27 protein-coding genes are annotated in these 24,322 nt (G+C 61.7%); 13 read left to right on the forward strand and 14 right to left on the reverse strand.

What is annotated here, in order from left to right:
* Nucleotides 1-39: 39 nt before the first annotated feature.
* Both ACZCWR_RS15255 and ACZCWR_RS15260 read right to left on the reverse strand, forming a co-directional pair.
* Complete coding sequence (locus ACZCWR_RS15255; RefSeq protein ID WP_487301559.1) at nt 40-339, reverse strand: addiction module antidote protein; 300 nt, start codon at nt 337-339, stop codon at nt 40-42.
* Nucleotides 340-342: 3 nt separating this feature from the next.
* Nucleotides 343-642, reverse strand: a complete 300-nt coding sequence (locus ACZCWR_RS15260) for a type II toxin-antitoxin system RelE/ParE family toxin (protein ID WP_487303343.1) — start codon at nt 640-642, stop codon at nt 343-345.
* Between the two features lie 166 nt (nt 643-808).
* Here ACZCWR_RS15260 and ACZCWR_RS15265 point away from each other — a divergent pair, with 166 nt between their 5' ends.
* From ACZCWR_RS15265 to ACZCWR_RS15275, 3 genes are all read left to right on the forward strand, one after another.
* Nucleotides 809-1,555, forward strand: coding sequence for a GntR family transcriptional regulator (locus ACZCWR_RS15265; RefSeq protein WP_487301560.1), 747 nt, complete (start codon nt 809-811; stop codon nt 1,553-1,555).
* Nucleotides 1,552-2,988: a multidrug transporter subunit MdtD gene (gene mdtD / locus ACZCWR_RS15270; RefSeq protein ID WP_487301561.1), complete on the forward strand. Its 1,437-nt coding sequence runs from the start codon at nt 1,552-1,554 to the stop codon at nt 2,986-2,988. The genes ACZCWR_RS15265 and mdtD overlap by 4 nt, the downstream gene beginning before the upstream one ends.
* 269 nt (nt 2,989-3,257) lie before the next feature.
* A complete protein-coding gene (locus ACZCWR_RS15275) occupies nt 3,258-4,529 on the forward strand; it encodes an EAL domain-containing protein (protein ID WP_487301562.1) in 1,272 nt (423 codons plus the stop codon).
* A gap of 10 nt (nt 4,530-4,539) precedes the next feature.
* Here ACZCWR_RS15275 and ACZCWR_RS15280 read toward each other — a convergent pair whose 3' ends face one another.
* From ACZCWR_RS15280 to xseA, 4 genes are all read right to left on the reverse strand, one after another.
* Complete coding sequence (locus ACZCWR_RS15280; RefSeq protein ID WP_487301563.1) at nt 4,540-4,695, reverse strand: hypothetical protein; 156 nt, start codon at nt 4,693-4,695, stop codon at nt 4,540-4,542.
* Nucleotides 4,696-4,990: 295 nt separating this feature from the next.
* Complete coding sequence (locus ACZCWR_RS15285) at nt 4,991-5,572, reverse strand: hypothetical protein (RefSeq protein WP_487301564.1); 582 nt, start codon at nt 5,570-5,572, stop codon at nt 4,991-4,993.
* A 187-nt stretch (nt 5,573-5,759) separates the two neighbouring features.
* On the reverse strand, nt 5,760-6,341 hold the full coding sequence (gene sodB, locus ACZCWR_RS15290) for a superoxide dismutase [Fe] (RefSeq protein ID WP_487301565.1): 582 nt from the start codon (nt 6,339-6,341) through the stop codon (nt 5,760-5,762).
* Between the two features lie 199 nt (nt 6,342-6,540).
* On the reverse strand, nt 6,541-7,908 hold the full coding sequence (gene xseA / locus ACZCWR_RS15295) for an exodeoxyribonuclease VII large subunit (protein ID WP_487301566.1): 1,368 nt from the start codon (nt 7,906-7,908) through the stop codon (nt 6,541-6,543).
* A gap of 462 nt (nt 7,909-8,370) precedes the next feature.
* Here xseA and lpxK point away from each other — a divergent pair, with 462 nt between their 5' ends.
* The 5 genes from lpxK (at nt 8,371) to ACZCWR_RS15320 (ending at nt 12,229) form a co-directional block, all read left to right on the forward strand.
* Nucleotides 8,371-9,387 carry a tetraacyldisaccharide 4'-kinase gene (lpxK, locus tag ACZCWR_RS15300; protein WP_487301567.1) on the forward strand — a complete coding sequence of 339 codons (1,017 nt, stop codon included), beginning with the start codon at nt 8,371-8,373 and terminating at the stop codon, nt 9,385-9,387.
* The gene (locus ACZCWR_RS15305; protein WP_487301568.1) at nt 9,368-9,577 is read left to right on the forward strand and encodes a Trm112 family protein; all 210 of its coding nucleotides are present in this window, start codon (nt 9,368-9,370) and stop codon (nt 9,575-9,577) included. Before lpxK ends, ACZCWR_RS15305 begins: the two co-directional genes overlap by 20 nt.
* 14 nt (nt 9,578-9,591) lie before the next feature.
* Nucleotides 9,592-10,383 (forward strand): 3-deoxy-manno-octulosonate cytidylyltransferase, encoded by a 792-nt coding sequence (gene kdsB / locus ACZCWR_RS15310; RefSeq protein ID WP_487301569.1) that lies wholly within the window; start codon nt 9,592-9,594, stop codon nt 10,381-10,383.
* Nucleotides 10,384-10,672: 289 nt separating this feature from the next.
* The gene (gene adk, locus ACZCWR_RS15315; protein ID WP_487301570.1) at nt 10,673-11,335 is read left to right on the forward strand and encodes an adenylate kinase; all 663 of its coding nucleotides are present in this window, start codon (nt 10,673-10,675) and stop codon (nt 11,333-11,335) included.
* A gap of 135 nt (nt 11,336-11,470) precedes the next feature.
* Nucleotides 11,471-12,229 carry a 3-hydroxyacyl-CoA dehydrogenase gene (locus ACZCWR_RS15320; RefSeq protein ID WP_487301571.1) on the forward strand — a complete coding sequence of 253 codons (759 nt, stop codon included), beginning with the start codon at nt 11,471-11,473 and terminating at the stop codon, nt 12,227-12,229.
* A gap of 10 nt (nt 12,230-12,239) precedes the next feature.
* Here ACZCWR_RS15320 and ACZCWR_RS15325 read toward each other — a convergent pair whose 3' ends face one another.
* On the reverse strand, nt 12,240-13,085 hold the full coding sequence (locus ACZCWR_RS15325) for a SirB1 family protein (RefSeq protein WP_487301572.1): 846 nt from the start codon (nt 13,083-13,085) through the stop codon (nt 12,240-12,242).
* A gap of 5 nt (nt 13,086-13,090) precedes the next feature.
* Entirely contained in the window at nt 13,091-14,641 is a 1,551-nt protein-coding gene (gene murJ / locus ACZCWR_RS15330; protein WP_487301573.1) for a murein biosynthesis integral membrane protein MurJ, read from the reverse strand.
* A gap of 365 nt (nt 14,642-15,006) precedes the next feature.
* Between murJ and rpsT the strand changes: the two genes are divergently transcribed.
* Nucleotides 15,007-15,285 (forward strand): 30S ribosomal protein S20, encoded by a 279-nt coding sequence (rpsT, locus tag ACZCWR_RS15335; RefSeq protein ID WP_487301574.1) that lies wholly within the window; start codon nt 15,007-15,009, stop codon nt 15,283-15,285.
* A gap of 128 nt (nt 15,286-15,413) precedes the next feature.
* On the opposite strand, the gene ACZCWR_RS15340 is transcribed toward rpsT, so the two are convergent.
* Entirely contained in the window at nt 15,414-15,749 is a 336-nt protein-coding gene (locus ACZCWR_RS15340) for a DUF3579 domain-containing protein (protein ID WP_487301575.1), read from the reverse strand.
* 401 nt (nt 15,750-16,150) lie between these two features.
* Here ACZCWR_RS15340 and argF point away from each other — a divergent pair, with 401 nt between their 5' ends.
* Nucleotides 16,151-17,080: an ornithine carbamoyltransferase gene (argF, locus tag ACZCWR_RS15345; protein ID WP_487301576.1), complete on the forward strand. Its 930-nt coding sequence runs from the start codon at nt 16,151-16,153 to the stop codon at nt 17,078-17,080.
* A gap of 10 nt (nt 17,081-17,090) precedes the next feature.
* Here the strand turns inward: argF and murB are convergent, their stop codons facing one another.
* A complete protein-coding gene (gene murB, locus ACZCWR_RS15350; protein ID WP_487301577.1) occupies nt 17,091-18,113 on the reverse strand; it encodes a UDP-N-acetylmuramate dehydrogenase in 1,023 nt (340 codons plus the stop codon).
* A 127-nt stretch (nt 18,114-18,240) separates the two neighbouring features.
* Here murB and ACZCWR_RS15355 point away from each other — a divergent pair, with 127 nt between their 5' ends.
* Nucleotides 18,241-18,726: a YajQ family cyclic di-GMP-binding protein gene (locus ACZCWR_RS15355; protein WP_487301578.1), complete on the forward strand. Its 486-nt coding sequence runs from the start codon at nt 18,241-18,243 to the stop codon at nt 18,724-18,726.
* Between the two features lie 59 nt (nt 18,727-18,785).
* Here ACZCWR_RS15355 and plsY read toward each other — a convergent pair whose 3' ends face one another.
* From plsY to queG, 4 genes are all read right to left on the reverse strand, one after another.
* Nucleotides 18,786-19,415, reverse strand: a complete 630-nt coding sequence (plsY, locus tag ACZCWR_RS15360) for a glycerol-3-phosphate 1-O-acyltransferase PlsY (protein ID WP_487301579.1) — start codon at nt 19,413-19,415, stop codon at nt 18,786-18,788.
* Between the two features lie 39 nt (nt 19,416-19,454).
* The gene (gene ybaK / locus ACZCWR_RS15365; RefSeq protein ID WP_487301580.1) at nt 19,455-19,946 is read right to left on the reverse strand and encodes a Cys-tRNA(Pro) deacylase; all 492 of its coding nucleotides are present in this window, start codon (nt 19,944-19,946) and stop codon (nt 19,455-19,457) included.
* A gap of 69 nt (nt 19,947-20,015) precedes the next feature.
* Nucleotides 20,016-20,942 carry a site-specific tyrosine recombinase XerD gene (xerD, locus tag ACZCWR_RS15370; protein WP_487303344.1) on the reverse strand — a complete coding sequence of 309 codons (927 nt, stop codon included), beginning with the start codon at nt 20,940-20,942 and terminating at the stop codon, nt 20,016-20,018.
* A gap of 54 nt (nt 20,943-20,996) precedes the next feature.
* Entirely contained in the window at nt 20,997-22,232 is a 1,236-nt protein-coding gene (gene queG / locus ACZCWR_RS15375; protein WP_487301581.1) for a tRNA epoxyqueuosine(34) reductase QueG, read from the reverse strand.
* 18 nt (nt 22,233-22,250) lie between these two features.
* On the opposite strand from queG, the gene tsaE reads away from it, so the two are divergent.
* A complete protein-coding gene (tsaE, locus tag ACZCWR_RS15380; RefSeq protein WP_487301582.1) occupies nt 22,251-22,826 on the forward strand; it encodes a tRNA (adenosine(37)-N6)-threonylcarbamoyltransferase complex ATPase subunit type 1 TsaE in 576 nt (191 codons plus the stop codon).
* On the forward strand, nt 22,808-24,316 hold the full coding sequence (locus ACZCWR_RS15385) for an N-acetylmuramoyl-L-alanine amidase (protein WP_487301583.1): 1,509 nt from the start codon (nt 22,808-22,810) through the stop codon (nt 24,314-24,316). The genes tsaE and ACZCWR_RS15385 overlap by 19 nt, the downstream gene beginning before the upstream one ends.
* Nucleotides 24,317-24,322 lie beyond the last annotated feature (6 nt).

The following is a 24,322-nucleotide window of genomic DNA, read 5'->3' on the forward strand; positions in this document are numbered from 1 at the left end:
AAGCCCAACCAACAGCAGCCCCTTCCACGACAAAACCCCTCAAACCCTCCCCCCATGCAACCTCAACCCCAACGCCCTAACCACCTTCAAAATCGTCCCAAAACTAGGATTCCCGTCCCGCGATAAAGCCTTATAAAGCCCTTCCCGGCTGATCCCGCTATCCCGCGCCACCTGCGCCATCCCCCGCGCGCGCGCAATCACCCCCAACGCATGCGCGATGAACGCCGGATCGTCCGCGCCCTCCTGCAAACACGCATCGAAGTATTCGGCGATATCGTCCTCGGTGTGCAGATGTTCGACCGAATCCCACGGTCGCGTCTTGATCTTGGTCGCTGTCATCGGTTACTCCAAATCGAGATAAGGAACCATCGCATGCGCGGCCTTGATGTCTCGCGCCTGAGTCGACTTATCGCCGCCGCACAGCAGGATCACAAGAACATCGCCACGTTTAACGTAATACACGCGATACCCCGGTCCGTGATCGATACGAAGTTCGACGACCGGCGAGCCAGCCGAATTGATATCGCCCGGGTTTCCAACGGAGAGACGGTCGATCCGCGCCTGAATCCGGCGCTTGGCAATCCTGTCTCGAAGCGACGAAAACCACGCGTCGAAAACCTCGGTGGTACGAACATTCAACATCGGGATAGTAATCCATGGTTCACGCCATGTAAACCATGGTTCACACAGCAGAAAGCGGGCATAAGCGCGTTGAATCGCGCAAACCTCAGGAAGATAAAGAAAGCCCCCGCCCTTTGTCGTCACCGTTTGTCTTAAAATCCCCGCTTGGCCCACCAGCGTCCGCATAATGAACTCGACCTCGGAAGACCGCTGGCGCGACTTGCGCCCGGACCCGGACAGCGACACTCCGCTCTACCTCCAGCTCGCCCGCAAGCTCGCCAACGCCATCCACGACAATCGCTGGAATCCGGGCGAAGCGCTGCCTTCGGAACGCGTGCTGTCCGATGCGCTCGGCGTATCGCGGATCACATCGCGCAAGGCCATCGCGCTGCTGGTCGAACAAGGGCTGATTCGCCGCGAGCAAGGCGCGGGCAGTTTCATCACGCCGCGCTATGAAGATCCGCTCTCGCGGCTGTCGAGCTTCAGCGAGATGCTGCGCCGACGTGGCTTCACGCCCAGTTCGAAATGGCTTTCGCGCACCATCGAACCCGCCAATCGCGATGAAGTCATCCAACTCGGCCTCTCGCCCGCGGCGACCGTCACGCGTCTGAAGCGCCTTCGTCTGGCCGATGACATTGTGATGGCCGTCGAGAACTCCACCTTCCCCGCGTCCTGTATCCCCGATCCGCAAACCATCGGCGATTCGCTCTACAGCTATCTCGACACACGCGGCCTCTCGATCGTGCGCGCGCTGCAGCATTTCCGCGCGGTCAATGCGAGCGATGAAATCGCCGAGCAAATGAGCATCGCGCCGCACGACGCGCTGCTGCTCATCACACGCGTCGGCTATACGGCGGACCAGCGCGCGATCGAACTGACCGATACCTACTGCCGCAACGACTACTACGACTTCGTCGCCGAACTCCGCAAATGACGTCCGACGCCAGCGCCGCCACTCCCTCCGACCGGTCGCTTTCGATCATGCTGTGGATCGTGGCGACGGGCTTCTTCATGCAGACGCTCGATTCGACGATCGTCAACACCGCGCTCCCCGCGATGGCGCGCAGTCTCGGCGAAGCGCCCTTGCGCATGCAAGGCGTCGTGATCGCCTACTCGCTCACGATGGCGATGATGATCCCCGTGTCCGGCTGGCTCGCGGACAAACTCGGCACCAAGCGCGTGTTCTTCAGCGCGATCATGGTGTTCACGATCGGCTCGCTGCTGTGCGCGAACGCGCAATCGCTCACTGCGCTGGTGTCGTATCGCGTGGTGCAGGGCGTCGGCGGCGCAATGCTGTTGCCGGTCGGCCGGCTCGCGGTGCTGCGCGTGTTTCCCGCCGAGCGCTATCTGTCGGCGCTTGCCTTCGTCGCGATTCCGGGGCTGATCGGCCCGCTCATCGGACCGACGCTCGGCGGCTGGCTGGTGCAGATTGCATCGTGGCACTGGATCTTTCTGATCAACGTGCCGGTGGGCATCGTCGGCGTGATCGCGACGAATATGTACATGCCGGATAGCCGCAATCCCGCCACCGCGCCATTCGATCTCGCGGGTTATCTGCTGCTTGCCATCGGCATGGTGTCGCTGACGATCTCGCTCGACGGTCTCGCCGATCTCGGGCTTCAGCATGCGATCGTGATCGTGTTGCTGGTGCTGAGTTTCGGCTGCTTCGTTGCGTACGGCCTGCATGCGACGCGCGCCCCGCAACCGATCTTCTCGCTCGATCTGTTCAAGATTCATACGTTCAGCGTCGGGCTGCTCGGCAATCTGTTCGCGCGCATCGGCAGTGGCGCGATGCCTTACCTCATCCCGCTCTTGCTGCAAGTGAGTCTGGGCTACACCGCCTTCCAGGCCGGCATGATGATGCTCCCGGTCGCGGGCGCGGGCATGCTGTGCAAACGCCTCGTCACGCGTCTGATCGAGCGGCGCGGCTACCGGCGCGTGCTGGTGGTCAACACCGTGCTCGTCGGCCTGATGATGGCGAGCTTCTCGCTGACGACCGCGCACCAACCGTTGTGGCTGCGGCTCGTGCAACTGGCGATCTTCGGCGGCGTCAATTCCATGCAGTTCACCGCGATGAACACGCTCACGCTCAAGGATCTCGGCACCGGCGGCGCGAGCAGCGGCAACAGCCTGTTCTCGCTCGTGCAGATGTTGTCGATGAGCCTGGGCGTGACCGTCGCGGGCGCGATCCTCGCGACGTTCACCGGCATCCTGCCGCGCGTGACGGAGACCAACACGCTGCCCGCGTTCCACGCGACGTTTCTATGCGTAGGCGTCATCACGGCAGCGACCGCGTGGATTTTCGCGCAGCTCGCGCCGGAAGTTCGCGCGACGAAGCGAAAGCCCGATCCGGCGGAATCGAACTAAACGTTCACCTGACGCCATCCGCGCGTGCGCGACGCACCGTAACGGTGCCACCAGCACCGCCGCGCGACGCGAAGTTTGCATCGAATGAGAGCCGTCATCACGCGCTCCGGCATTCAGCGTACAAATCCACGGCGTTTTCGCTCGATAACACCTCGCCCAGCCGCTTCGCGATTGAATTTGCACGCTTTTTGCTCAATGTCCGTGGAGCGGCACCTGCATGTTCCGGTAAACTATCTCGAAAAGATCACTCGCTTTTGCGCACCGACACCATGAGCATGGTTGACCTCGACCCTCCCCGCTTTCAGCCGCCGCGTCCGATCGCCGGCGACGACGGCTCGCGTCGCACGGTGCTGTACGGCGAGTACACCGTGTTTAGCGTGTTTCAGCCGGTGTTCTCGGTGTCGCACCGGCGCGCCATCGGTTATCACGCATCGTTGCGTGCGCGTGACGATTCGCATCGGCATGTGCCATCGCATGAAGTGTTCACGCAGGCCGCGCGCCGTGGCGATCTGCTCGAACTGGGACGGCTCGCGGAATCGCTGCATCTGGGCAACTTCAATGCGTTCGACAGTCACGACGAATGGCTCTTTCTGAGCCTGCATCCCGCCGCGCTGATGGATACGAGTTACGGCGATGCGCTCGTCTCCGCGTTGAAGGAAATCGGGCTGCCGCCCCAGCGTGTGGTGCTGGAAGTGCCCGAGCAAGCCGGCGGCGAGACGACGCGCTTTACCGAGATCGTCGATACGCTGCGCAAGTCGGGCTTTCTGATCGCACTGGATGGCTTCGGCGTGAAGCATTCGAATATCGATCGCGTGTGGCAGTTGCGGCCGGATATCGTGTCGCTGGATCGCTGCATTCTTCAGCAGGCGACGGAGCATTCGCATATCGAGCGGGTGTTGCCGCGTCTCGTGTCGCTGCTGCATGAGTCCGGTCAGCTCGTGCTGATGGGCGGATTGTCCACCGAACGCGAAGCGCTGATCGCGCTCGAATGCAACGTCGATTTCGTGCAGGGCGCGTATTTCGCGCAGCCGGGCGTGGAGGCGGTGCATCCGCAAGTCGCGGCGGGTGCGATGGATGCGTTGTCGGCGGCATCGCGCGAGCGGATCGCGGCGCGTGAGCGTGCGCAATCGACGCGGTTGGAGCCGTATGTGAGCGGGCTCGAACGTGCGTCGGTCAAGCTGATGGAAGGCGAAACGCTCGTGGCTGCGACCAGCGAATTGCTGCAACTCGCCGATACCGCGCGCTGTTTTCTGCTGGATCAGGCGGGACGGCAGATCGGCGACAACGTGGTGGCGATCGTGCGGACATCGCAGCGTGCTAAGCGGTTTAGTCCGCTGCTGCATTCGGAGGGCGCGAGCTGGGAGCGTCGGCCGTATTTCATCGAGGCGCTGCGTGCGCCGGGGCGCGTGCATCTGACGGCGCCTTATTTGTCGATCAACGAGGCGCATCTTTGTGTGACGGCTTCGATCGCTGCGCAGACGCCTTATGGGTTACAGGTGTTGTGCGTGGATATCAACTGGGATTCGGCGAAGCGGCGTTAAGCGCGCTGCTTCATCTTGCGCGATTTTTGATGTCTGGCCGGATGAGGTCAAAGCCTGCGAGCATCAAAACACCTGACAGAACAATGAGTGCAGTCGAGTGCCGGCCGAAATACAGCAATGCAGCGGCTGACCAGGCCGCAAAGCAAAGTGCTGCAAAGCGTTTCATGATGTTGGGACTGCGGGTTTTGGATGGCGTATTTTAAATTTTTGGTCGATTGCTTGCTGAAGTGGCGGTTTGGTTGGATTGTGAGATTGACGCGAGGCGCAATGCTTTCGTATACTTCACGTGTTTTCCGCAAGCCATGATGCTTGAGGGAAACAGAAAAACTACGTAGAGCGAGTGGAAAAACGTAGCGCCGCCCGGGAAACTGGGTCCCACCTGGAGTGGGAGTTTCGCGAATACGCGGATAGAGAGACTCGCTTTCGACGGCTGCCCTTGGGCAGCCGTTGGTCTTTGTGGACTACGCTCGAATTTTTCTTCCCTCCAACGTTGCGAGCAATATGCTGCGCAATGTCACCCTTCCCGCCGCACGCCGACGCTTCGAGAAAATTCGGTCACGCTTATAAGCCGACTGCACTCTCAACAAGAGACGACGTTTCCGCGCGGGCACTTTCAAAACCTCGAAGAAAATCGCGTAGAGCATCGGCGTGCCGGCATCATCCAATGTCTCCACCGTGACGAAGTTGGATCGGCCTTCGTCGGCCACCGTGATTCGCCGGTTCGGCAACGACAAGATGATGTCGCGCAAATACTGCTGAGACCACGCGTACCGGTCGGGACACAGGATGCGCCGTTCGCGTCCATCGTCGAAGATATCTGCATCGAGAATGGAGGATCGTGAGTTCGCGTCGTCGGCAATGCCGCGCGTAAAGCAATGACACGAAAAAACCACGACGACCGTCACCATGAACTCAGGTTCGAGTTCATAGAGAAATGCGAAGGAATCGAGATGGTCGAGATTCCAGAGTTCTCCTCGGTAGGTTAGTGATCCAAAGGATTTAGGAGGAAGTACAGGCTGAACTTCGAGAGTTGTTACTTGCATCGACCGCGACCGCCGTGTTTTTTGAAGGGCGCGTTGATTCTATCGACGTCCATCTCGTTCAGATAAGCGCTTTCGTCCTAATATGCGACATCGTTTTCAAGGATGAAAAAAAAACGCGCCGACATCCGGCGCGTTTCTTCGATCTCGAACCAAGCCTCAAACGACCCGAGGCTTGGATCCCATCACCTCAAGCCCCGAAATTCTTCGAAGCAAAATCCCAGTTCGCGATATTCCAATAAGCCTCGATGAACTTCGGACGCGCATTACGATAGTCGATGTAATACGCATGCTCCCAAACGTCGATCGTCAGGAGCGCTTTCGAATCCGTGGTCAGCGGCGTGGCGGCATTGCTGGTCGAGACGATATCGACCGTGCCATCCGTCTTCTTCACGAGCCACGTCCAGCCCGAACCGAACGTGCCGGTCGCGACCTTGGCAAATTCTTCCTTGAACTTGTCAAAGGAACCGTACTTGGCGTTGATGGCATCAGCCAGCGCACCGGTCGGCGCACCGCCGCCGTTCGGCGACAGGCTGTTCCAGAAGAACGTGTGATTCCAAACCTGCGCGGCGTTATTGAACACGCCACCGGAAGACTTCTTGACGATTTCTTCGAGCGGCAGACTCTCGAATTCAGTGCCCGGAATCAGCTTGTTCAGGTTCGTCACATAGGTCTGGTGATGCTTGCCATAGTGATACTCGAGCGTTTCTTCCGACATGTTCGGAGCGAGCGCGTTCTTGGCGAACGGCAACGGCGGGAGCGTATGTTCCATGATGCGAGCTTCCTTTGTATGTGGTTTGTGGGGGACTGTGAGCGGTGAGGCAGTGGAGCAATGGATTGTAGGTGACTTGGGATAACCCCGCAAACCGCGTGCCTTTTATGAGGAAGATTGCTTTCGAATCGCGGAGAACGGCGTAAGAAGTGCTCGGGACGTTCGCCCCCTGTACGTCAAAAATACGCGTGATGTCGCATTAGAATTCATCGGACAGACGCGGCTGGACATCGGCGAGCAGGACATCGGCGGAGCCTTCGGCAAGATGGACCGTGAGCGGGCGCTTGGGCTTAAGCGCTTGCGGCGTGCGTAGTGCGCGGCCGGTTTGCGTATCGATGAGCGCGGCATAACCACGTTCGAGTGTGCGCTGCGGACTGAGCACCTGCAAGCGCGCCGACAGTTCCGAAACGCGTGCCATGTCGCGCTCGCTGCGGCGCTCGCTCGCGGACTTCACGCGCTGCGCGAGACGCAGCACATGTTCGCGTTGCGCGCCCACATCCGGACGCCTGCGTTGCCAGCGAAACTGCACGAGCGCGAAGTGCGCGCGCGCATCGCGCACGGGGCGCGCACCTGCTGTCGCCAACCGGCTCGCCAGTTGCCGCAGATGCACCCGCTGACGTTCGAGCCGCTCGGCCGGACTGACCAGCCGACGCGCCAGCCAGTCGATCTGCTGTGCGCGCCGCTCCATCATGCGGCCGAATGCACGTGCGAGGGACGCGTGGCGTTGATCGAGTTCGCGCAGCAGCAACACGCGTTGCGGGCTGACGAGTTCCGCCGCGGCAGTCGGCGTCGGCGCGCGCACATCGGCGGCGAAATCGGCGATGGTGAAATCCGTCTCGTGCCCGACGCCGCTCACCACCGGCAACGCGCTCTCTGCAATCGCACGCGCGAGCACTTCCTCGTTGAACGCCCACAAGTCTTCGATGGAACCGCCGCCCCGGCACACGATCAGCACATCGACTTCGCGGCGCGCGTTGGCGGCTTCGACCATCGCCGCGAGTTTCGTGCTCACGCCCGCGCCCTGCACCGGCGCCGGATACACGACGACCGGCACATGCGGCGCACGTCGCGCGAGCGTGGTGAGCACATCGCGGAGCGCGGCGGCCTGCAACGAAGTGACGATGCCAATGCCTCGCGGATGCGTCGGCAACGCGCGCTTGCGCTCAGCCGCGAACAGCCCTTCGCTTTCGAGCTGCGCCTTCAATCGCAGAAACGCTTCGTACAGCCTGCCCTGCCCCGTGCGTCTCACCGCCTCGACATTCAACTGCAATTCGCCACGCGGTTCGTACATGGTGACGAGCGCGCGCACTTCGATCTTGTCGCCTTCGCGCGGCGTGAATTCGGCGTACTGCGCGCGGCCGCGGAACATCACGCAGCGCATTTGCGCACCGGCATCCTTGATCGAAAAGTACCAGTGGCCGCTTGCCGCGCGCGTGAAATTCGACACTTCGCCCGACACCCACACGAGCGGGAACGAGCGTTCGAGCATCGTGTTGATCGCGCGGTTGAGCACGGAAACGGGGATGACGGCATCGCCGTTTTGGGTCGGCAAGGGATCGGAAGTCATCGGTAGGAGGAAAAATAATTCAGGCGAAAGAGCCGATTGGCCGGATGGACAAAACGCGCCGGACGAGGTACGCAAGTGTAGCAAGTGTCCACACAGAAAGACTTACCGAAAGCTGGGCGAAACAGCTTGCGAGCCCAATGGCATCGTGGCAAGTCGTTGATTTGACGACATTAAATTTGTCTGATGGCTGCGTTTGCCGGAGTAACGCTTTCCTCGTGCGGCTTCCGGCTTTTTAAGCGCCAAGTTCTTCACAGAGTTATCCACAGAAACGGCGGTCGATTACGTTTGACTGGCGGATGCGCGGCCCGCGCGCTAGAGTGCCGGGTTCCGGCATGGCAGCGGAACCGCGACAGCGGAATACTAGTGCGTAAAGCTGCGATATGCACATCGTCCAAGCTCACCCGAACCCGAAGGAGTTGCCGTTGCGCTTTGCCTCGCGTTCCCTCAACGCAAAGGCGGCCCATGTCTGATCTCAAGCCGCCCATCGAAAATTTCCTTGCCCGCGAATGGCGTCATCGTGGCCCGATCGCGTGGGCGCTGACGCCGTTTGCCTGCATTTTCGGCGCAATCGCTGCCACGCGGCGCTCGTTCTTCGAGCTTGGCTGGTTCAAGCGCATCGACGTGGGCGTGCCGGTGGTGATCGTGGGCAACATGACTGTCGGCGGGACCGGCAAGACCCCGACCGTGATCGCGCTGGTCGAGGCGTTGCGCGCGGCGGGCTTTCAGCCGGGCGTCGTTTCACGCGGCTATGGCGCGAAGGTGAAAAAGCCCACCAGCGTCCTGCCGACGAGCGCCGCCGCGCAAGTCGGCGACGAGCCGCTGCTGATCGCGCGCCGCACGCATGCGCCGGTATTCGTCTGCCCGAATCGCGTGGCGGCGGCGCAGGCGTTGTTGCAGGCGCATCCGAACGTGGATGTCATCGTGTCCGACGATGGCCTGCAACACTATCGCCTGGCGCGCGCCTTCGAACTCGTCGTGTTCGATGACCGTCTCGGCGGCAACGGCTTCCTGCTGCCCGCCGGTCCCTTGCGCGAGCCGATGTCCCGTCACCGCGATGCCACGCTCATCAACAGTCCGTACGATCGCACGCTGCCGCCGTGGCCGAACACGTTCCCGCTCGAACTCGAAACCGGCGATGCCTGGCTGCTCGACGACCCTTCCGTGCGTCGTCCGCTCGCGCAGTTCGCGGGTGAAAAAGTGGTCGCGGCGGCGGGCATCGGCTCGCCGGAACGCTTTTTCGCGACGCTGCGCGCGGCGGGCATCGCGCCATCGACACGCGCGTTTCCCGATCACTACGCATACAGCGACAACCCCTTTGAATCCGTGAAGGCCGACGCCATTCTGGTGACGGAAAAGGATGCAGTAAAATTCGGTGCCTGGCGCGACGCACGCATCTGGGTCGTACCCGTGCAAGCCGTGCTGCGCCCCCGCCTCATCGCTCTGGTTGTGGAGAAACTCCGTGGACGCACGTCTGCTTGAAATCCTCGTCTGCCCGATCTGCAAGGGTCCGCTCAACTACGACCGCGCGGCGCAGGAACTCGTCTGCAACGCGGACAAGCTCGCCTATCCGATCCGCGACGGCATTCCGGTGATGCTCGTCGACGAAGCGCGTCAAACCGTCGAAGGCACGCCCGTCGAGCCGCTGAAACCCGCTGGCGAAGACAACTGATCGTCGATCAAGCCATGTCCGTTCCGTTCATCGCCGTCATTCCCGCGCGCCTCGCGTCCACGCGTCTGCCGAACAAGCCGCTCGCCGATATCGGCGGCAAGCCGATGGTCGTGCGCGTCGCCGAACGCGCGCGCGAATCGGGCGCGGCGCAGGTGCTCATCGCGACGGATTCCTCGCTCGTGGTGGATGCCGCGCGCGATCACGGCATCGAAGTCATGCTCACGCGTTCGGATCATTCGACCGGCACGGATCGTCTGGCGGAAGTGGCCACGCGTCTGGCGCTGCCGGACGATGCCATCGTCGTGAACGTGCAGGGCGACGAGCCGCTCATCGATCCGCAACTCGTGCGCGATGTCGCCGCGCATCTGGCAGCGAATCCCACGTGTGCGATTGCCACGGCCGCGCATCCCATTCACGATCCCGCGGACGTGTTCAATCCGAACGTCGTGAAGGCCGTGCTGGATGCGAAGAGCATCGCGCTGTACTTCTCGCGCGCGCCGATTCCCTGGACGCGCGATGTCTGGCAACCGCACTGGCCCGATGTCGCCGCGCTGTCGAATCTGCCCGCCGTGCCGGATAACGTGCTGCGGCATATTGGCCTATACGCGTATCGCGCCAAGTTTCTGCGCGCGTTCCCCACGCTGCCAATCGCGCCGATCGAAGCCGCCGAGGCGCTCGAACAATTGCGCGCGCTGTGGCATGGCGAGCGCATCGCGGTGCGCGTCACGCACGACACGCCGCCGCCCGGCGTGGATACGCCCGCCGATCTCGAACGCGTGCGCCAGTTGTTCGCCAATCCGAACTGAACGCGCCGCGCAACTCAGGTTAACCCCGTCAAAGGCTTATTCGACGGGGTTTTCTGGCATTTTCTATCCGCGTTATTACGGCCGGAATCGTCAAACGCCGTGGCATAATCGAGCCATTGCGCGAGCCTTCCGGTCAGCGCCACGATTGAGTTCGCGCCGCTGTCCGGGTGCCGCGCCGCCTTCGAATCGGCCGCGCGCTTCCCTTGTGACGTCGCACGAACCAGCCCTGAGCCGGAACTTAAATCAGCCTCGCGGCACGGCAGTTTCTAGACGATTCGGAGAGTTCATCATGCGTTTGATCCTGTTGGGCGCGCCCGGCGCGGGCAAGGGCACCCAGGCAAACTTCATCAAAGAGAAGTTCGGCATTCCGCAAATTTCCACCGGCGACATGCTTCGCGCGGCGGTCAAGGCGGGTTCGCCTTTGGGCGTCGAGGCCAAGGGCTACATGGATGCCGGCGAACTGGTGCCGGATTCGCTCATCATCAATCTGGTGAAAGAGCGTTTGCAGGCGGACGACTGCAAGAGCGGCTATCTGTTCGACGGTTTCCCGCGCACCATTCCGCAGGCCGAAGCCATGAAGAACGCGGGCGTGGTCATCGACTATGTGCTCGAGATCGACGTGCCGTTCGACGAGATCATCACGCGCATGAGCGGTCGTCGCGTGCACGCGGCATCGGGCCGGACGTATCACATCAAGTTCAATCCGCCGAAGGTCGAAGGCCAGGACGATGTCACCGGCGAGCCGCTCATCCAGCGCGACGACGACAAGGAAGAGACCGTGAAGAAGCGGCTCGACGTGTATGAATCGCAAACCAAGCCGTTGATCGCGTACTACAACGACTGGGCGAAAAGCGGTGAGTCGAATGGGCTGAAGGCGCCGGAGTATCGGAAGATCTCGGGTCTTGGCAAGGTGGACGAAATCCGCGCGCGCGTGTTCGATGCGTTGAAGTAAGCGTTCTCGTCTCAACGAAAAACCCGCTCTCGAGCGGGTTTTTTTATGCGCGCGTGTTCTGAGACGGCAAGCATACAATCGACGCGTTCCACAAGAACGACAATCGATCGAATCTCGATATCAAGGAGACAAAACATGGAGATGCAAGGCAATGTGGTTCTGATCACCGGCGGGGCGTCCGGACTCGGCGCGGCGACCGCGCGTTTGATTGCGCAGCAAGGCGGCAAGGTCGTGCTCGCGGACATGAACGAAGCGGCGGGCATCGCGCTCGCACGCGAACTGAACGGCGCATTCGTGAAGTGCGATGTGAGTCAGGAAGCCGATGCACAACACGCCATCGATACGGCGACGAAGCTCGGCACATTAGGCGGTCTGGTGAACTGCGCGGGCATCGCGCCGGCATCGAAAACGGTCGGGCGCGACGGGCCGCATCCGCTCGATCTGTTTTCGAAAGTGATCGCGGTGAACCTCATCGGCACGTTCAACATGATCCGGCTCGCGGCCAACGTCATGTCGAAGAACACGCCGAACGAGGCAGGCGAGCGTGGCGTGATCGTGAATACCGCTTCAGTGGCCGCGTTCGATGGACAGATGGGTCAAGCCGCGTATGCGGCATCGAAAAGCGGCGTGGCGGGCATGACCTTGCCGATCGCGCGCGATCTGAGCAGGAGCGGCATCCGCGTGATGACGATTGCACCGGGCCTGTTCGAAACGCCGATGCTGCTCGGCATGCCGCAAGACGTGCAGGATGCGCTCGGCGCGATGGTCCCCTTCCCGCCGCGTCTGGGCAAGCCGGACGAATACGCGATGCTCGTCGCGCATATCTTCGCCAATACGATGTTGAACGGTGAAGTGATCCGCCTCGATGGCGCGATCCGCATGCAGCCGAAGTAGCTGAACTGAGTCAGTCGCCGTTGAGTTGCGTGCGTTGACGCAACTCGTGAAGTTCCGTTTCGACGACGGTGGCATCTTCGGCGTCGGGACGGTCTTCCAGATAGCGTTCGAGATCTTCGAGCGCCGGACGCAGATAATCGAGCCGCGCATAAGCGAAGCCGCGATCGCGCACTTCCTCGATGCTTCCCGGCAACACGATCACGAGCCTTTGCTGAACGGCAAGCAGACGCTGCCAGCGCTCCGTCTGCAAGTAGATGCCCTTGAGATTGCGCAACATGCGCGCGACGATCTCGCGCCGCGTGGCGGGCTGCAACAGCACGCGCAACGCGCTGCCGATCGATTCGCCCACGCGCTGCACATACGGCTCCAGCATTTCGACCATCTGCGCTTCGGACAAGGTTTGTCCGGTGGTCGGATCGAGCATGAGATCGTGTTCGGGCGCAGCCACGCGCAACAGGAAATGACCGGGGAACGACACACCGCGCACAGGCAAGCCAAGCTGATCGGCCATTTCCAGATAGATCACAGCAAGCGAAATCGGAATGCCGCGACGACGCCGCAACACCACATTCAGATGGCTGTTGTCCGGGTCGTAGTAATCGTTGCGGTTGCTGGAAAAACCCAGCTCGCGAAAGAAGTAGCGATTGAGCGCTTCGACCTTGTGCTTGAGATCGGCCTGATCGGGAATACGACGGCGCGCGCGCACCACGAGTTCATCGATCTCCGCAAGCGCGGCCTGCATGTCGAGATCGGGATACGCATCCTGCGCGATCGACAAAGCGGCTTCAGTCAGCGGAAGACTTTCGTCGTCCGCCATCAGCGAAGTGAAGTAATCGAGGATGCGCGTGGTCGTCATCAATGTCAGAGCGTGCGTCTCTTGAAGTAGGCGTATTTGAAGCCCATCGCGGAAAGCATACCGAAATACAGCGCGCCAAACACGATGAGGCTCGCACCCAGCAGCGCGATGCGTTGAACCGGTGCCGCGCGCAATCCGATCCAGTCGAAATTGAGCGCTACCCAATGCATCACGCCAGCAAGAACCAGGCACGCCCCAAGCAGTTGCACGAAAAAGCGCAGCCAGCCTGGCGACGGCACGTAGATCTTGCGGCGGCGCAAGCCCGTGAACAATAGCAGCGCATTGGCAAGCGCGCCCAGACCGATCGACAGCGTGAGACCCGCATGCGAAAAGATCGGCACGAAGAAGTAATTGCTCACCTGCGTCATGACGAGCACGAACACGGCGATCTTCACCGGCGTCTTGATGTCCTGCTTCGCGTAGAAGCCCGGCGCGAGAATCTTGATCAGGATCAGCCCGACCAGTCCGATGCCGTACGCCGCCAGCGCGTGACCCACCATGATCACGGAATGGCTGTCGAACTTGCCGTAGTGAAACAGCGTGGCGGTGAGCGGCTCGGCGAAGAAGAACAACGCGACGGCGCTTGGCGCGGCCAGCAGGAAGGTGATGCGCAAGCCCCAGTCGAGCAGCGCGGAGTATTCAACGTTATCGGCATCGACGTGCGCTTTGGAGAGGCTCGGCAGCAGGATGGTGCCCAGCGCCGCGCCCAGCAGCGCCGTGGGGAATTCCATCAGCCGGTCGGCATAGTTGATCCACGATACCGCGCCCGGCCCGATATTCGACGCAATGTTCGTGTTGATGATGAGGCTCAACTGCCCGACCGACACCGCGAACGTGGCGGGCACCATCTTCAGCAACACGCGCTTGACTCCGGGATGCGCCAGCGCACGCCTGAAGTTCAACCCGATCTTCGGCACCATGTCGATCTTCTTCAGCCCCGGTATCTGCACCAGCAACTGAAGGATGCCGCCCGCGATCACCGCATACGCCAGCGCATACACCGGCACCTTCAGATGCGGCGCGACGAACACCGCCGCGAAGATGAACGCGACATTCAGCAGCACCGGCGCGAAGGCCGGCAGCGAGAACTGCTTGTACGTGTTGAGCACGCCGGACGCCAGCGTGGTCATCGAGATGAAGACGATGTACGGGAACATGATCCGCGTCATCTCGACGGCGAGCGGATACGCGCCGCCGTCGTGCCGCAATCCGGATGCGACCGCGAACACCACGTAGCTCGCGCCCGCCATGCCGGCCAGCGACAGCACGACGAGTCCCCACGTCAGCACGGTGGACATGGCATCGACGAGCGCCTTGGTGGGATCGTGACCCTTGCTGTTCTTGAACTCGGCGAGAATCGGCACGAAGGCCTGCGCGAACGCGCCTTCCGCAGACAGACGCCGAAGCAGGTTGGGAATCCGGAACGCGACATAGAACGCGTCGGTATAAATACTGGCGCCAAACGCCCGGGCAATGAGCGTTTCGCGGATCAGGCCGGTCACGCGCGAAAGCAACGTGAAACCGCTGACCGTCAGGAGGGCTTTGAATAGATTCATGGGGCGCCCATTATACGGAACGCGCGGCGGCGCTCCCGCTGCTGGCGGTCGAGAACGTTGCTTTGACCGATGTTTTGCACGACGACCGCCCGCGCGCGCCACGGAATTCTCGCTTGTCACATCTCATATTAGGTTGCTATAATCGCGGGTTTCGACGCTCCGCTTATTACAGTTTCGTAGTTTTGAGCGGGAGTTTCGCGTCAATTCCGGTCTGAACCGGCAAGTTTCAAGGCTCTCGGGCCATCGCTCCCGGGATTTCCGATCAAAGGCAGCGCGCTCGTTCATGTGCCCCGGCGTCTTTCTCGCCACCGGGCCGGCAACGCGCTCCAGACAAGTACCAGCAGAAACAGGACAAGGAAACCGTCATGGCAAATTCCGCACAAGCTCGCAAGCGCGCCCGTCAGGCCGCCAAAGCCAACTCGCACAATTCGGCGCTGCGCTCGAAGTTCCGCACGGCCATCAAGGCAGTTCGCAAGGCGATCGACGCCGGCGACCAGGCCAAGGCCGCCGAAGTGTACCGTTCGTCCGTCAAGACGATGGACATCATCGCGGACAAGAAGATCGTCCACAAGAACAAGGCCGCTCGTCACAAGAGCCGCCTGGCTGCAGCCATCAAGGGTCTGCAGGCTCCGGCCGCCCAGTAATTCCGGCTCGCTTCGGCGGGCGTGTCCGGCAACGGAACACGCGCTCGTCGGAGCAGCTTCCTGTTTCCGCTGCGCAGTAACGAAAAAGCCCGCTTTCGCGGGCTTTTTTGCGTCTGTACTTTAGCGCTTCAGACTTTGTTCGAAGTCTGCGTGCCGTGATGCAGCGGCAACTCGCACGCCTCGGTCACAAGCAAGTCGTTGTCCTTCGCGAAGTTCAGCACGAAGTCGAACGCCATCGGTTCGATGTCGCGCAGGCGCGAGTCGAGGATCACGACCTTGATGTCGCCGATCATCGTCGGACGTACATAGATGGAGTACTGGAGGCGCGCGTTCGGACCTCTTGCCTTCGGCCCGAATCCCGACATCACACCGCACAGGCGCTCCGACCAGTCGCTAGGTCGAAACTTTCTTCCGTTCGACGTGATGCCCTGGATGAAGTACTCGGTCGGGGATGAATCAGCCATTAGCAATACCTTTTGACGGCCGGTGCGCGGGCCAATCCGTTTGAAAACTGCTTTGAAACTCGCTTTGAACAGCGCGCGACGACATTCCTGACGAACACTCGAAAAACCTTCGCAGGACATGCGCACGACACAGTGCTGAATGTTGCAGAGTTGTTGAAACAAGCGATCAGCATTATACCGCAGCGGCCTTTATTCCGCAGCGCACACAAGCGCGGAGCGCCCGTCCCACGGCCTTCCACAAGGCTTTCAGCGACCTCGCGCAATGGCCGCCAGCCTCGTCAAACATCGCGAAATCCTTTATGCTCGAAAACGATTCCACTACCGACGGCGGCGCCGTCCGGCCTCGATTCATGCGACCAATCCGGTCCACGCGGCCGTCCTGAGACCGCCGCCTGCGCTTCATGACCGCCAAAAAAATTCGCCACTATCTTCAGTTCAAGGATTTCTCCCTCGACGATTACGAGTACGTGCTCGAACGCGCGCGCATTCTGAAGCGCAAGTTCAAGAACTACGAGACGTACCATCCGCTGCACGATCGCACGCTGGCGATGATCTTCGAAAAGAATTCGACGCGCACGCGTCTGTCCTTCGAAGCGGGCATCTTCCAGCTCGGCGGCCACGCGGTTTTCATGAACACGCGCGACACGCAACTCGGACGCGGCGAGCCCATCGAGGATTCGGCGCAGGTTATTTCGCGGATGGTGGACATCATCATGATCCGCACGTTCGGTCAGGACATCATCGAGCGGTTTGCGGAAAGCTCGCGCGTGCCGGTCATCAACGGGCTGACGAACGAATATCACCCGTGTCAGGTGCTGGCGGATATCTTCACGTTCTACGAGCATCGTGGGCCGATTTCCGGCAAGACCGTCGCGTGGGTCGGCGACGCGAACAACATGCTCTACACGTGGATCGAGGCGGCGCAGATTCTCGGCTTCAAGCTGCGGCTGTCCACGCCCGCGGGTTATCAGCTCGATCCGGCGCTCGTGTCCGAGGACAGCAAGCCGTTCTTTCAGGCGTTCGAGGATCCGAACGAAGCCTGCGCAGGCGCCGATCTCGTCACGACGGATGTGTGGACCAGCATGGGTTACGAAGCGGAAAACGAAGCGCGCATGAAGGCGTTCGCCGATTTTTGCGTCGATGCCGAGATGATGGCGCGCGCCAATGCCGACGCGCTATTCATGCACTGCCTGCCGGCGCATCGCGGGGAAGAAGTGAGCGCGGACGTGATCGACGGCCCGCAAAGCGTGGTGTGGGATGAAGCGGAAAACCGTCTGCACGTGCAGAAAGCGTTGATGGAGTATCTGCTGCTGGGCAAACTTAATCACTGAGAGATTGCCTTCAGAGACGCACCGGCTCCATCTCCAACTCGACGCCGAAGCGTTCGCGCACATCGCGCTGAATGGCTTCGGCGAGTTCGAGCACTTGCGCGCCCGTTGCGCCGCCGCGATTCACCAGCACCAGCGCCTGCCGGTCATGCACCGCCGCGCCCCCGATGCCGCGCCCTTTCCAGCCGCATTGGTCGATCAGCCAGCCCGCCGCGAGCTTCACGCTTCCATCGGCTTGTGGATAAGACACGATGTTCGGCTCGCGCACTCTCAGCGCGGCGAAGACATCAGCGCTGACGACCGGATTCTTGAAGAAGCTGCCCGCGTTGCCGAGCACGGTCCAGTCCGGCAGCTTGGCGCGTCGCACGGCGATGACGGCATCGAAAATGGCGCGCGCGTCGCGATTCGATGAAGCGTCCAGCGCGCGGGCCACATCGGCGTAATCGGCGCGCGGCGTCCACGCTTTGGGCAGACGAAACACGACCGAAGTAATCATGAAGCGCCCGCGCCCTTCGCGCTTGAAAAAGCTGTCGCGGTAACCGAACGCGCACGTCGCACGATCGAACTCAAAACGCCGACCAGTTGCAAGCTCCACCGCATGCAGCCGTTCGAACCGCTCGCCCATTTCCAGCCCGTACGCGCCGATATTCTGAATCGGCGCCGCGCCCACCGTGCCGGGAATCAGCGCGAGATTCTCCAGCCCCGGCATGCCGTGATCCAGCGTCCACGAAACGAACGCATGCCAGTTCTCGCCCGCGCCCGCTTCGACGAGCCACGCCTCGTCATCCTCGCCGATCACGCGCTTGCCCGCGATGCCGACGATCAGCGCGACGCCATCGAAATCGCGCGTCAGCACGATATTGCTGCCGCCGCCGAGCACGAATGCCGGCATTCCGGCGATGCGCGATTCACCCGCGAGCGCCACCGCCGCCTCCACGCTGTCGATGCGCAGCGCAAAACGGGCGCGTGCATCGAAACCGAAGGTGTTGTGGGAGCGCAGCGAGTAGTCCGCGAGAAGCTGAAGCGCGTGGGACATTGAGAAAAAACCGCGTGATTAAGCAGGAATTGGGGAAATTCGAGGCGCGTCGGTAGAATGACGCAGGTCCGTGATTATAGCGAGTGCGGGAGCCGCATCCGCGCGCATCAATGAGGGGGAAACTGATATGCCATCGTTTGACGTGGTCAGCGAAGCAAACATGATCGAAGTGAAGAACGCCATCGAGCAATCCAACAAGGAAATCTCGACGCGCTTCGACTTCAAGGGTTCGGATTCACGCGTCGAGCAAAAGGAGCGCGAACTCACGCTCTATGCCGACGACGATTTCAAGCTCGGCCAGGTGAAGGACGTCCTGCTCAACAAGCTCGCCAAGCGCGGCGTGGACGTGCGCTTTCTCGACTACGGCAAGCAGGAAAAGATCGGCGGCGACAAGCTCAAGCAGGTCGTCACGGTCAAGAAAGGCGTGTCGGGCGATCTGGCGAAGAAGATCGTCAAGATCGTGAAGGACAGCAAGATCAAGGTGCAGGCCAGCATTCAGGGCGACGCCGTGCGCGTGCAAGGCACCAAGCGCGACGATCTGCAAAGCGCCATCGCGCTCTTGAAGAAGGATGTGACGGACACGCCGCTGGACTTCAACAACTTCCGCGACTGATTTTCGCGTGTCGCAGTAAAAAGCCGTTCCGCTTCAGAACCACGCGGAACGGCTTTTTTTCATTCGGCCGCTTCGGCCTTCTTCTTCTCGCCGATGCGGCTCTCCTTCCCCGCCAGCAACTTCGAAATATTCGCGCGATGCCGCCAGATGAGCAGCACGCTCATCGCCAGCACGGCGAGCGAGATACGGCTCGGCCCGAACAGAAACACCTGAAAGAACGGCGCGAAGACCGCCGCGACGAGCGCCGCCAGCGACGAATACCGGAAGAAGAACGCGATGATGACCCACGTCAGCAGCGTCGCCAACCCGAGCACGGGATGAATGGCGAGCAGCACGCCCGCCGCGGTCGCCACGCCCTTGCCGCCCTGAAAGCGGAAGAACACCGGATAAAGATGCCCGAGAAACACGGCGATGGCCGACAGCGCGATGGCCGTCGAAAGCTGGCTCGCGTCCAGCCCGAACGATGCGCCGTAGTTCGTGACGACCCAGACCGGCAGCCAGCCCTTGAACGCGTCGCCGATGAGCGTGAGGATCGCGGCCTTCTTGTTGCCGGTACGCAGCACATTGGTCGCGCCGGGATTGCCCGAGCCATACGAGCGCGGATCGGCCAGGCCCATCACGCGGCTCACGACGACGGCGAAGGAAATCGAGCCGATCAAATAGGACACGACGGCGATAACGAAAATCATGGTGTCTCTTTCTTGTACGTGACAAATGCGGGATGCATTTTAATCGACGCTCGCGCACTGCACGGGCGTGGCCTTCAACAGTTCGGTCAGCACCGAAGGCCGGATGCTGACGAGATAACCGCGCCGCCCGCCGTTCAGATAGATGGTGTCGAGTTCGAGGATGCTGGATTCGACATACACGGGCATCGGCTTTTTCGTGCCGAACGGCGACGTGCCGCCCACCAGGAAGCCCGAATGCCGGTTCGCCACTTCCGGCTTGCACGGCTCGATGCGTTTCGCGCCCGTCTGCCGCGCGAGATTCTTGGTGGACACGGTGCGGTCGCCGTGCATCAGCACGATGAGCGGCTTGGCGTGCTCGTCTTCCATCACGAGCGTCTTGACGACGGCATGCTCGTCCACGCCGAGCTGCCGCGCGGATTCCTCCGTGCCGCCATGCTCGACATATTCATACGGATGCTCGCCAAATTCGACCTTGTGGCGACGCAAAAACTGCGTGGCCGGTGTCTCGGAGACATGTTTGGTTTTCGACATGGCCGCATTGTAGCGGTGCAGGTGGAGTCCGCGTCGCTGAGCACGATCGTTCGCCCGCGTCCGCTGAACTTACCCGCGCGGATGATGCTCCCGATGCAGCTTCTGCAACCGCTCCCGCGCGACGTGCGTGTAGATCTGCGTCGTCGTGATATCGGAATGTCCGAGCAGCATTTGCACGACGCGCAAATCCGCGCCGTGATTGAGCAGATGCGTGGCGAACGCGTGCCGCAGCGTGTGCGGCGACAACGGCGCATGCACGCCGCCGTTCAGCGCGTGCCGCTTGATGATGTTCCAGAACTGCTGACGCGTCATGCCTTCGCCGCGCCCGGTGACGAACAGCGCATCCGCCGCACGCGGTCCGAGCAGCGCCGGGCGAGATTCGCGCAGATAACGCGTAATCCATTCGTGCGCCGATTCGCCGAACGGCACGAGCCGCTCCTTCGAGCCCTTGCCCATCACGCGCACCACGCCTTCGTTCAGGCCCACTTCCACGGTCTTGAGCGTCACCAGTTCGGTCACGCGCAGGCCGCTCGCGTACATGAGTTCGAGCATGGTGCGGTCGCGCAATCCCAACGGCGTCTCGATGTCCGGCGCATCCAGCAACGCCTCGACCTGCGTTTCATTGAGCGTCGATGGAAAACGCGGCGGCTGCTTGGCCGAGCGCATCTTGAGCGTCGGGTCGGACGCGGTCCGATGCTCTCGCAATGCCCACGCGTAGTAACGACGAAACACCGACAGCCGCCGGTTCGAGGACGTCGCCTTGTCGGCACGACGCGCCGCCGAATAGCGCGTGAGATCGACTTCGGTCGCATGGTCGATGGACGCGCCACGCGTCTTGCCCAGCCAATGCGCGAACAGCTTCAGGTCGCGCCGATACGCTTCGAGCGAGTTCTTCGCGAGGCCGTTTTCGAGCCACAACGCGTCGCAAAAGAGGTCGATCGCGTTCAGGCTCGCGATCTGTTCCGGCGTGGGCGCTTCTTCGGTTTCGTCCGTCATCAGGCTCGTCATGCGATCCATGTCATGTTGCGATAAAACATTGGTGGCACGGTATCACGCCTGTTGCGTCAGTGCCCACAGAACATGCTCGCGCACGAGTTCGGATGGATCGTCGGCGCGTGCTTGCAACGCATGGGTGATAGCCGCGCGTTCGGCATCGGCGAGCGAGGGAGAACGCAACGCGTTGCCCATCGCCACCGCGATGTTGCGCAGCCATCGCTCATGGCCGATTCGGCGAATCGCGCTGCCCTGCATGCGCGTGTCGAAGTCCGCCGCGCTCCACGCGAAGAGTTCGACGAGCGTCGCGCGATCCAACCCGTGGCGCACATCGAAATCGGCAACGGGCGCGGCCTGCGCGAACTTGTTCCACGGACACACGAGCTGGCAATCGTCGCAGCCATACACGCGGTTACCGATCAGCGGACGCATGTCCTCGGGAATGCTGCCTTGCAATTCGATGGTGAGATACGAGATGCAGCGCCGCGCATCCACGCGATACGGCGCGACGATCGCCCCCGTCGGACATGCATCGATGCAGCGCGTGCACTGACCGCAATGCGCGCCATCTTGCTCGGGTATCGGATCGACAGGAAGCGGAATATCGACGTAGATTTCGCCGAGAAAGAACAGCGAACCGGCATCGCGGTCGAGCAGCAAGGTGTGTTTGCCGCGCCATCCGTTGGCCGCTTTCTGCGCGAGTTCCACTTCGAGCACCGGCGCGGAATCCGTGAACGCGCGATAACCGAACGGCCCGATCTCGCGCTCTATGCGCTCGGCCAGTTGTTGAAGACGGTTGCGCATGACCTTGTGATAATCGCGGCCACGCGCATAGATGGACACGGCCGCTTGCGAAGGTTGCGCGAGCCTCGACCACTCGACCGCGCGCCAGTCGTTCTTCTGACCGTCCGCTGTCGCGATACTTTCACGGCCCTTCGTTTCGAGCGTTTTCGCGGGCAAGTAAGCCATCCTCACGGTGATGACGCGTAGCGTGCCTGCCACAAGCTCGGCGGGTCTTGCGCGTTTCATCCCATGGTTGGCCATATAATTCATTTCGCCGTGATAGCCTGCTTCGAGCCAATGAGCCAGGCCAGCCTCGGCCGCCGACAAGTCGGTATCGCTTATACCGACCGCGCCGAATCCCAGCTCGCGCCCCCATGCTCCGATGCGCTGCGCGAGCGCCGCCAGCGCTGCCTCATCTTCATGATGCAAGGCGCGCGACTCTCCGGCGGACGCATCGGCGGCGCCCGACGCGGTCGTGAATTCAACGGAATGTTCCGGCAATCGGTTCATCACGACATTTTACGAGCAATGCCCGAAAGCCCCGAACGAACGCAGCCCACCTTCCCCGATGCGCTTCCCCCAGCGCTGCTCGAACGTCGCTTCGAACTGCGCGATGAAGCCGCCACGCTCGCCTTCGGAGAACGCTTCGCGCGCGCCATCGGGCAGATCAAAACATCGTCCGTCATTGAACGCTTCAGCGGTTTGCAAGTCCAGTTGATCGGGGACCTGGGTGCAGGCAAGACCACGCTCGTGCGTGCGACCTTGCGCGCGCTCGGTCATAACGGGCGCGTGAAAAGCCCGACCTACACGCTCGTCGAGCCTTATTCGCTCGATACCGCGACGGGCCCGCTCAATGTCTATCACTTCGATCTCTATCGCTTCGCCGATCCGGCCGAATGGGCCGATGCCGGCTTCCGCGAATACTTCGATGCAGGCGCGGTATGCCTCGTCGAATGGCCGCAGCAGGCGGGCGGTCTGCTCGGCGTGCCGGACCTCGTGTTCCGGCTCTCGCTGCCGCAGGAATCCGATTCGAACGAAGAAGGCCGCGTGCTGACTGCGCGTGCGTATAGGGAAACAGGAAAGTCATGTCTCGAAAGATGTTGATCAAGCCGTTTGCCTCGATCGAAGCGAGCGCCAGCGCGCCGCACAACTGGCGTCGTCGTCAGGTGTTGCGCGCGGGCGCTTCGACCATCGTGCTGGCGCTGGCCGGACCGAAGCTCGCCTACGCCAGTTCGGTGCTCGGCGTGCGTGTGTGGCCCGCGCGCGATTACACGCGCGTCACGATCGAATCCGACCAGCCGCTGCAAAACGCCAACCAATTGCTTCAGGGACCGGACCGACTGGTGGTCGATCTGAGCGGCATCGATCTGGATCAGGCGTTGCGCGATCTCGTCTCCAAGATCACGCCGAACGATCCGCAGATTCAGGCCGTGCGCGTCGGGCAATATCAGCCGCATGTCGTGCGCATGGTGTTCGATCTGAAAGGCTCGGTGAAGCCGCAGGTGTTCACGCTCGGGCCGATTGGGAGCTACAAGTACCGGCTCGTGTTCGATCTTTATCCCGCCGTCGCGCCCGATCCTTTGATGGAACTGCTTGCGCAATCCGAGCACAAGCAGGAAGCGCTGGACCGCTCGAATCCGAACCCGCCGGAACCGCCGCCTTCCACGCTCGCCGGTCCGGCCACGCCGCCCAAACCGGCCACGCCCGACTCCAGCGATTCGACCGATCAGTTCTTCCAGAAGTACGCCCAGAACGACGAACCCGCGCCTGTTACGCCGAAGCCGCGCGTGCCGGTGCCTACACCGTCTGTACCGCCCGTTATCGCGCAGAAGGACGACGACGACTCGTACCAATTCTCCGCGCCGAAGCAAGCGCGCGGCACCACGCGCCTGCTCACCGTCGCGATCGATCCGGGTCATGGCGGCGAAGATCCCGGCGCGATCGGCGGCGGCGGCACGTATGAGAAGCACATCGCGCTGGATATCGCGAAGAAGTTACGCGCGAAGATCGACGCCCAGCCCAACATGCGCGCGATGATGACGCGCGACGCCGACTTCTTCGTGCCGCTCAACGTGCGCGTGCAGAAGGCGCAGCGCGTCGGCGCGGACCTGTTCGTCTCGATTCACGCGGATGCCTTCACCACGCCCGATGCGCGCGGCTCGTCCGTGTTCGCGCTGTCGGAGCATGGCGCATCGAGTGCGGCGGCGCGCTGGATGGCGAACAAGGAAAACTCGTCGGATGCGGTCGGCGGCATCAACGTGAAAAGTCAGGATGCGGCGGTGAATCGCGCGTTGTTCGATATGTCCACCACCGCGCAGATTCGCGATTCCATGCGCTACGGCAGCTTCGTGCTCAATGAGATCGGCGGCATCAACAAGCTGCACAAGGGATCGGTCGAACAGGCGGGTTTCGCGGTGCTCAAGGCGCCGGACATTCCGTCGATCCTCGTGGAAACCGCGTTCATCAGCAACCCGGAAGAAGAAACGCGGCTGAACGACGACGCGTATCGGGACAAGATGGCGAATGCGATTTTGAAGGGCATCAGGCGGTATTTCGCGGCGAATCCGCCGTTGGCGAAGAGTCGGATGACGTGACTCGCT

Source organism: Caballeronia sp. A2-2, assembly GCF_057612605.2.

Coding starts and splice junctions, on each gene's coding strand:
- ACZCWR_RS15255 (WP_487301559.1), bottom strand. CDS start 339: ATGACAGCGACCAAGATCAAGACGCGACCGTGGGATTCGGTCGAACAT.
- ACZCWR_RS15260 (WP_487303343.1), bottom strand. CDS start 642: ATGTTGAATGTTCGTACCACCGAGGTTTTCGACGCGTGGTTTTCGTCG.
- ACZCWR_RS15265 (WP_487301560.1), top strand. CDS start 809: ATGAACTCGACCTCGGAAGACCGCTGGCGCGACTTGCGCCCGGACCCG.
- mdtD (WP_487301561.1), top strand. CDS start 1,552: ATGACGTCCGACGCCAGCGCCGCCACTCCCTCCGACCGGTCGCTTTCG.
- ACZCWR_RS15275 (WP_487301562.1), top strand. CDS start 3,258: ATGAGCATGGTTGACCTCGACCCTCCCCGCTTTCAGCCGCCGCGTCCG.
- ACZCWR_RS15280 (WP_487301563.1), bottom strand. CDS start 4,695: ATGAAACGCTTTGCAGCACTTTGCTTTGCGGCCTGGTCAGCCGCTGCA.
- ACZCWR_RS15285 (WP_487301564.1), bottom strand. CDS start 5,572: ATGCAAGTAACAACTCTCGAAGTTCAGCCTGTACTTCCTCCTAAATCC.
- sodB (WP_487301565.1), bottom strand. CDS start 6,341: ATGGAACATACGCTCCCGCCGTTGCCGTTCGCCAAGAACGCGCTCGCT.
- xseA (WP_487301566.1), bottom strand. CDS start 7,908: ATGACTTCCGATCCCTTGCCGACCCAAAACGGCGATGCCGTCATCCCC.
- lpxK (WP_487301567.1), top strand. CDS start 8,371: ATGTCTGATCTCAAGCCGCCCATCGAAAATTTCCTTGCCCGCGAATGG.
- kdsB (WP_487301569.1), top strand. CDS start 9,592: ATGTCCGTTCCGTTCATCGCCGTCATTCCCGCGCGCCTCGCGTCCACG.
- adk (WP_487301570.1), top strand. CDS start 10,673: ATGCGTTTGATCCTGTTGGGCGCGCCCGGCGCGGGCAAGGGCACCCAG.
- ACZCWR_RS15320 (WP_487301571.1), top strand. CDS start 11,471: ATGGAGATGCAAGGCAATGTGGTTCTGATCACCGGCGGGGCGTCCGGA.
- ACZCWR_RS15325 (WP_487301572.1), bottom strand. CDS start 13,085: ATGACGACCACGCGCATCCTCGATTACTTCACTTCGCTGATGGCGGAC.
- murJ (WP_487301573.1), bottom strand. CDS start 14,641: ATGAATCTATTCAAAGCCCTCCTGACGGTCAGCGGTTTCACGTTGCTT.
- rpsT (WP_487301574.1), top strand. CDS start 15,007: ATGGCAAATTCCGCACAAGCTCGCAAGCGCGCCCGTCAGGCCGCCAAA.
- ACZCWR_RS15340 (WP_487301575.1), bottom strand. CDS start 15,749: ATGGCTGATTCATCCCCGACCGAGTACTTCATCCAGGGCATCACGTCG.
- argF (WP_487301576.1), top strand. CDS start 16,151: ATGACCGCCAAAAAAATTCGCCACTATCTTCAGTTCAAGGATTTCTCC.
- murB (WP_487301577.1), bottom strand. CDS start 18,113: ATGTCCCACGCGCTTCAGCTTCTCGCGGACTACTCGCTGCGCTCCCAC.
- ACZCWR_RS15355 (WP_487301578.1), top strand. CDS start 18,241: ATGCCATCGTTTGACGTGGTCAGCGAAGCAAACATGATCGAAGTGAAG.
- plsY (WP_487301579.1), bottom strand. CDS start 19,415: ATGATTTTCGTTATCGCCGTCGTGTCCTATTTGATCGGCTCGATTTCC.
- ybaK (WP_487301580.1), bottom strand. CDS start 19,946: ATGTCGAAAACCAAACATGTCTCCGAGACACCGGCCACGCAGTTTTTG.
- xerD (WP_487303344.1), bottom strand. CDS start 20,942: ATGACGGACGAAACCGAAGAAGCGCCCACGCCGGAACAGATCGCGAGC.
- queG (WP_487301581.1), bottom strand. CDS start 22,232: ATGAACCGATTGCCGGAACATTCCGTTGAATTCACGACCGCGTCGGGC.
- tsaE (WP_487301582.1), top strand. CDS start 22,251: ATGCCCGAAAGCCCCGAACGAACGCAGCCCACCTTCCCCGATGCGCTT.
- ACZCWR_RS15385 (WP_487301583.1), top strand. CDS start 22,808: ATGTCTCGAAAGATGTTGATCAAGCCGTTTGCCTCGATCGAAGCGAGC.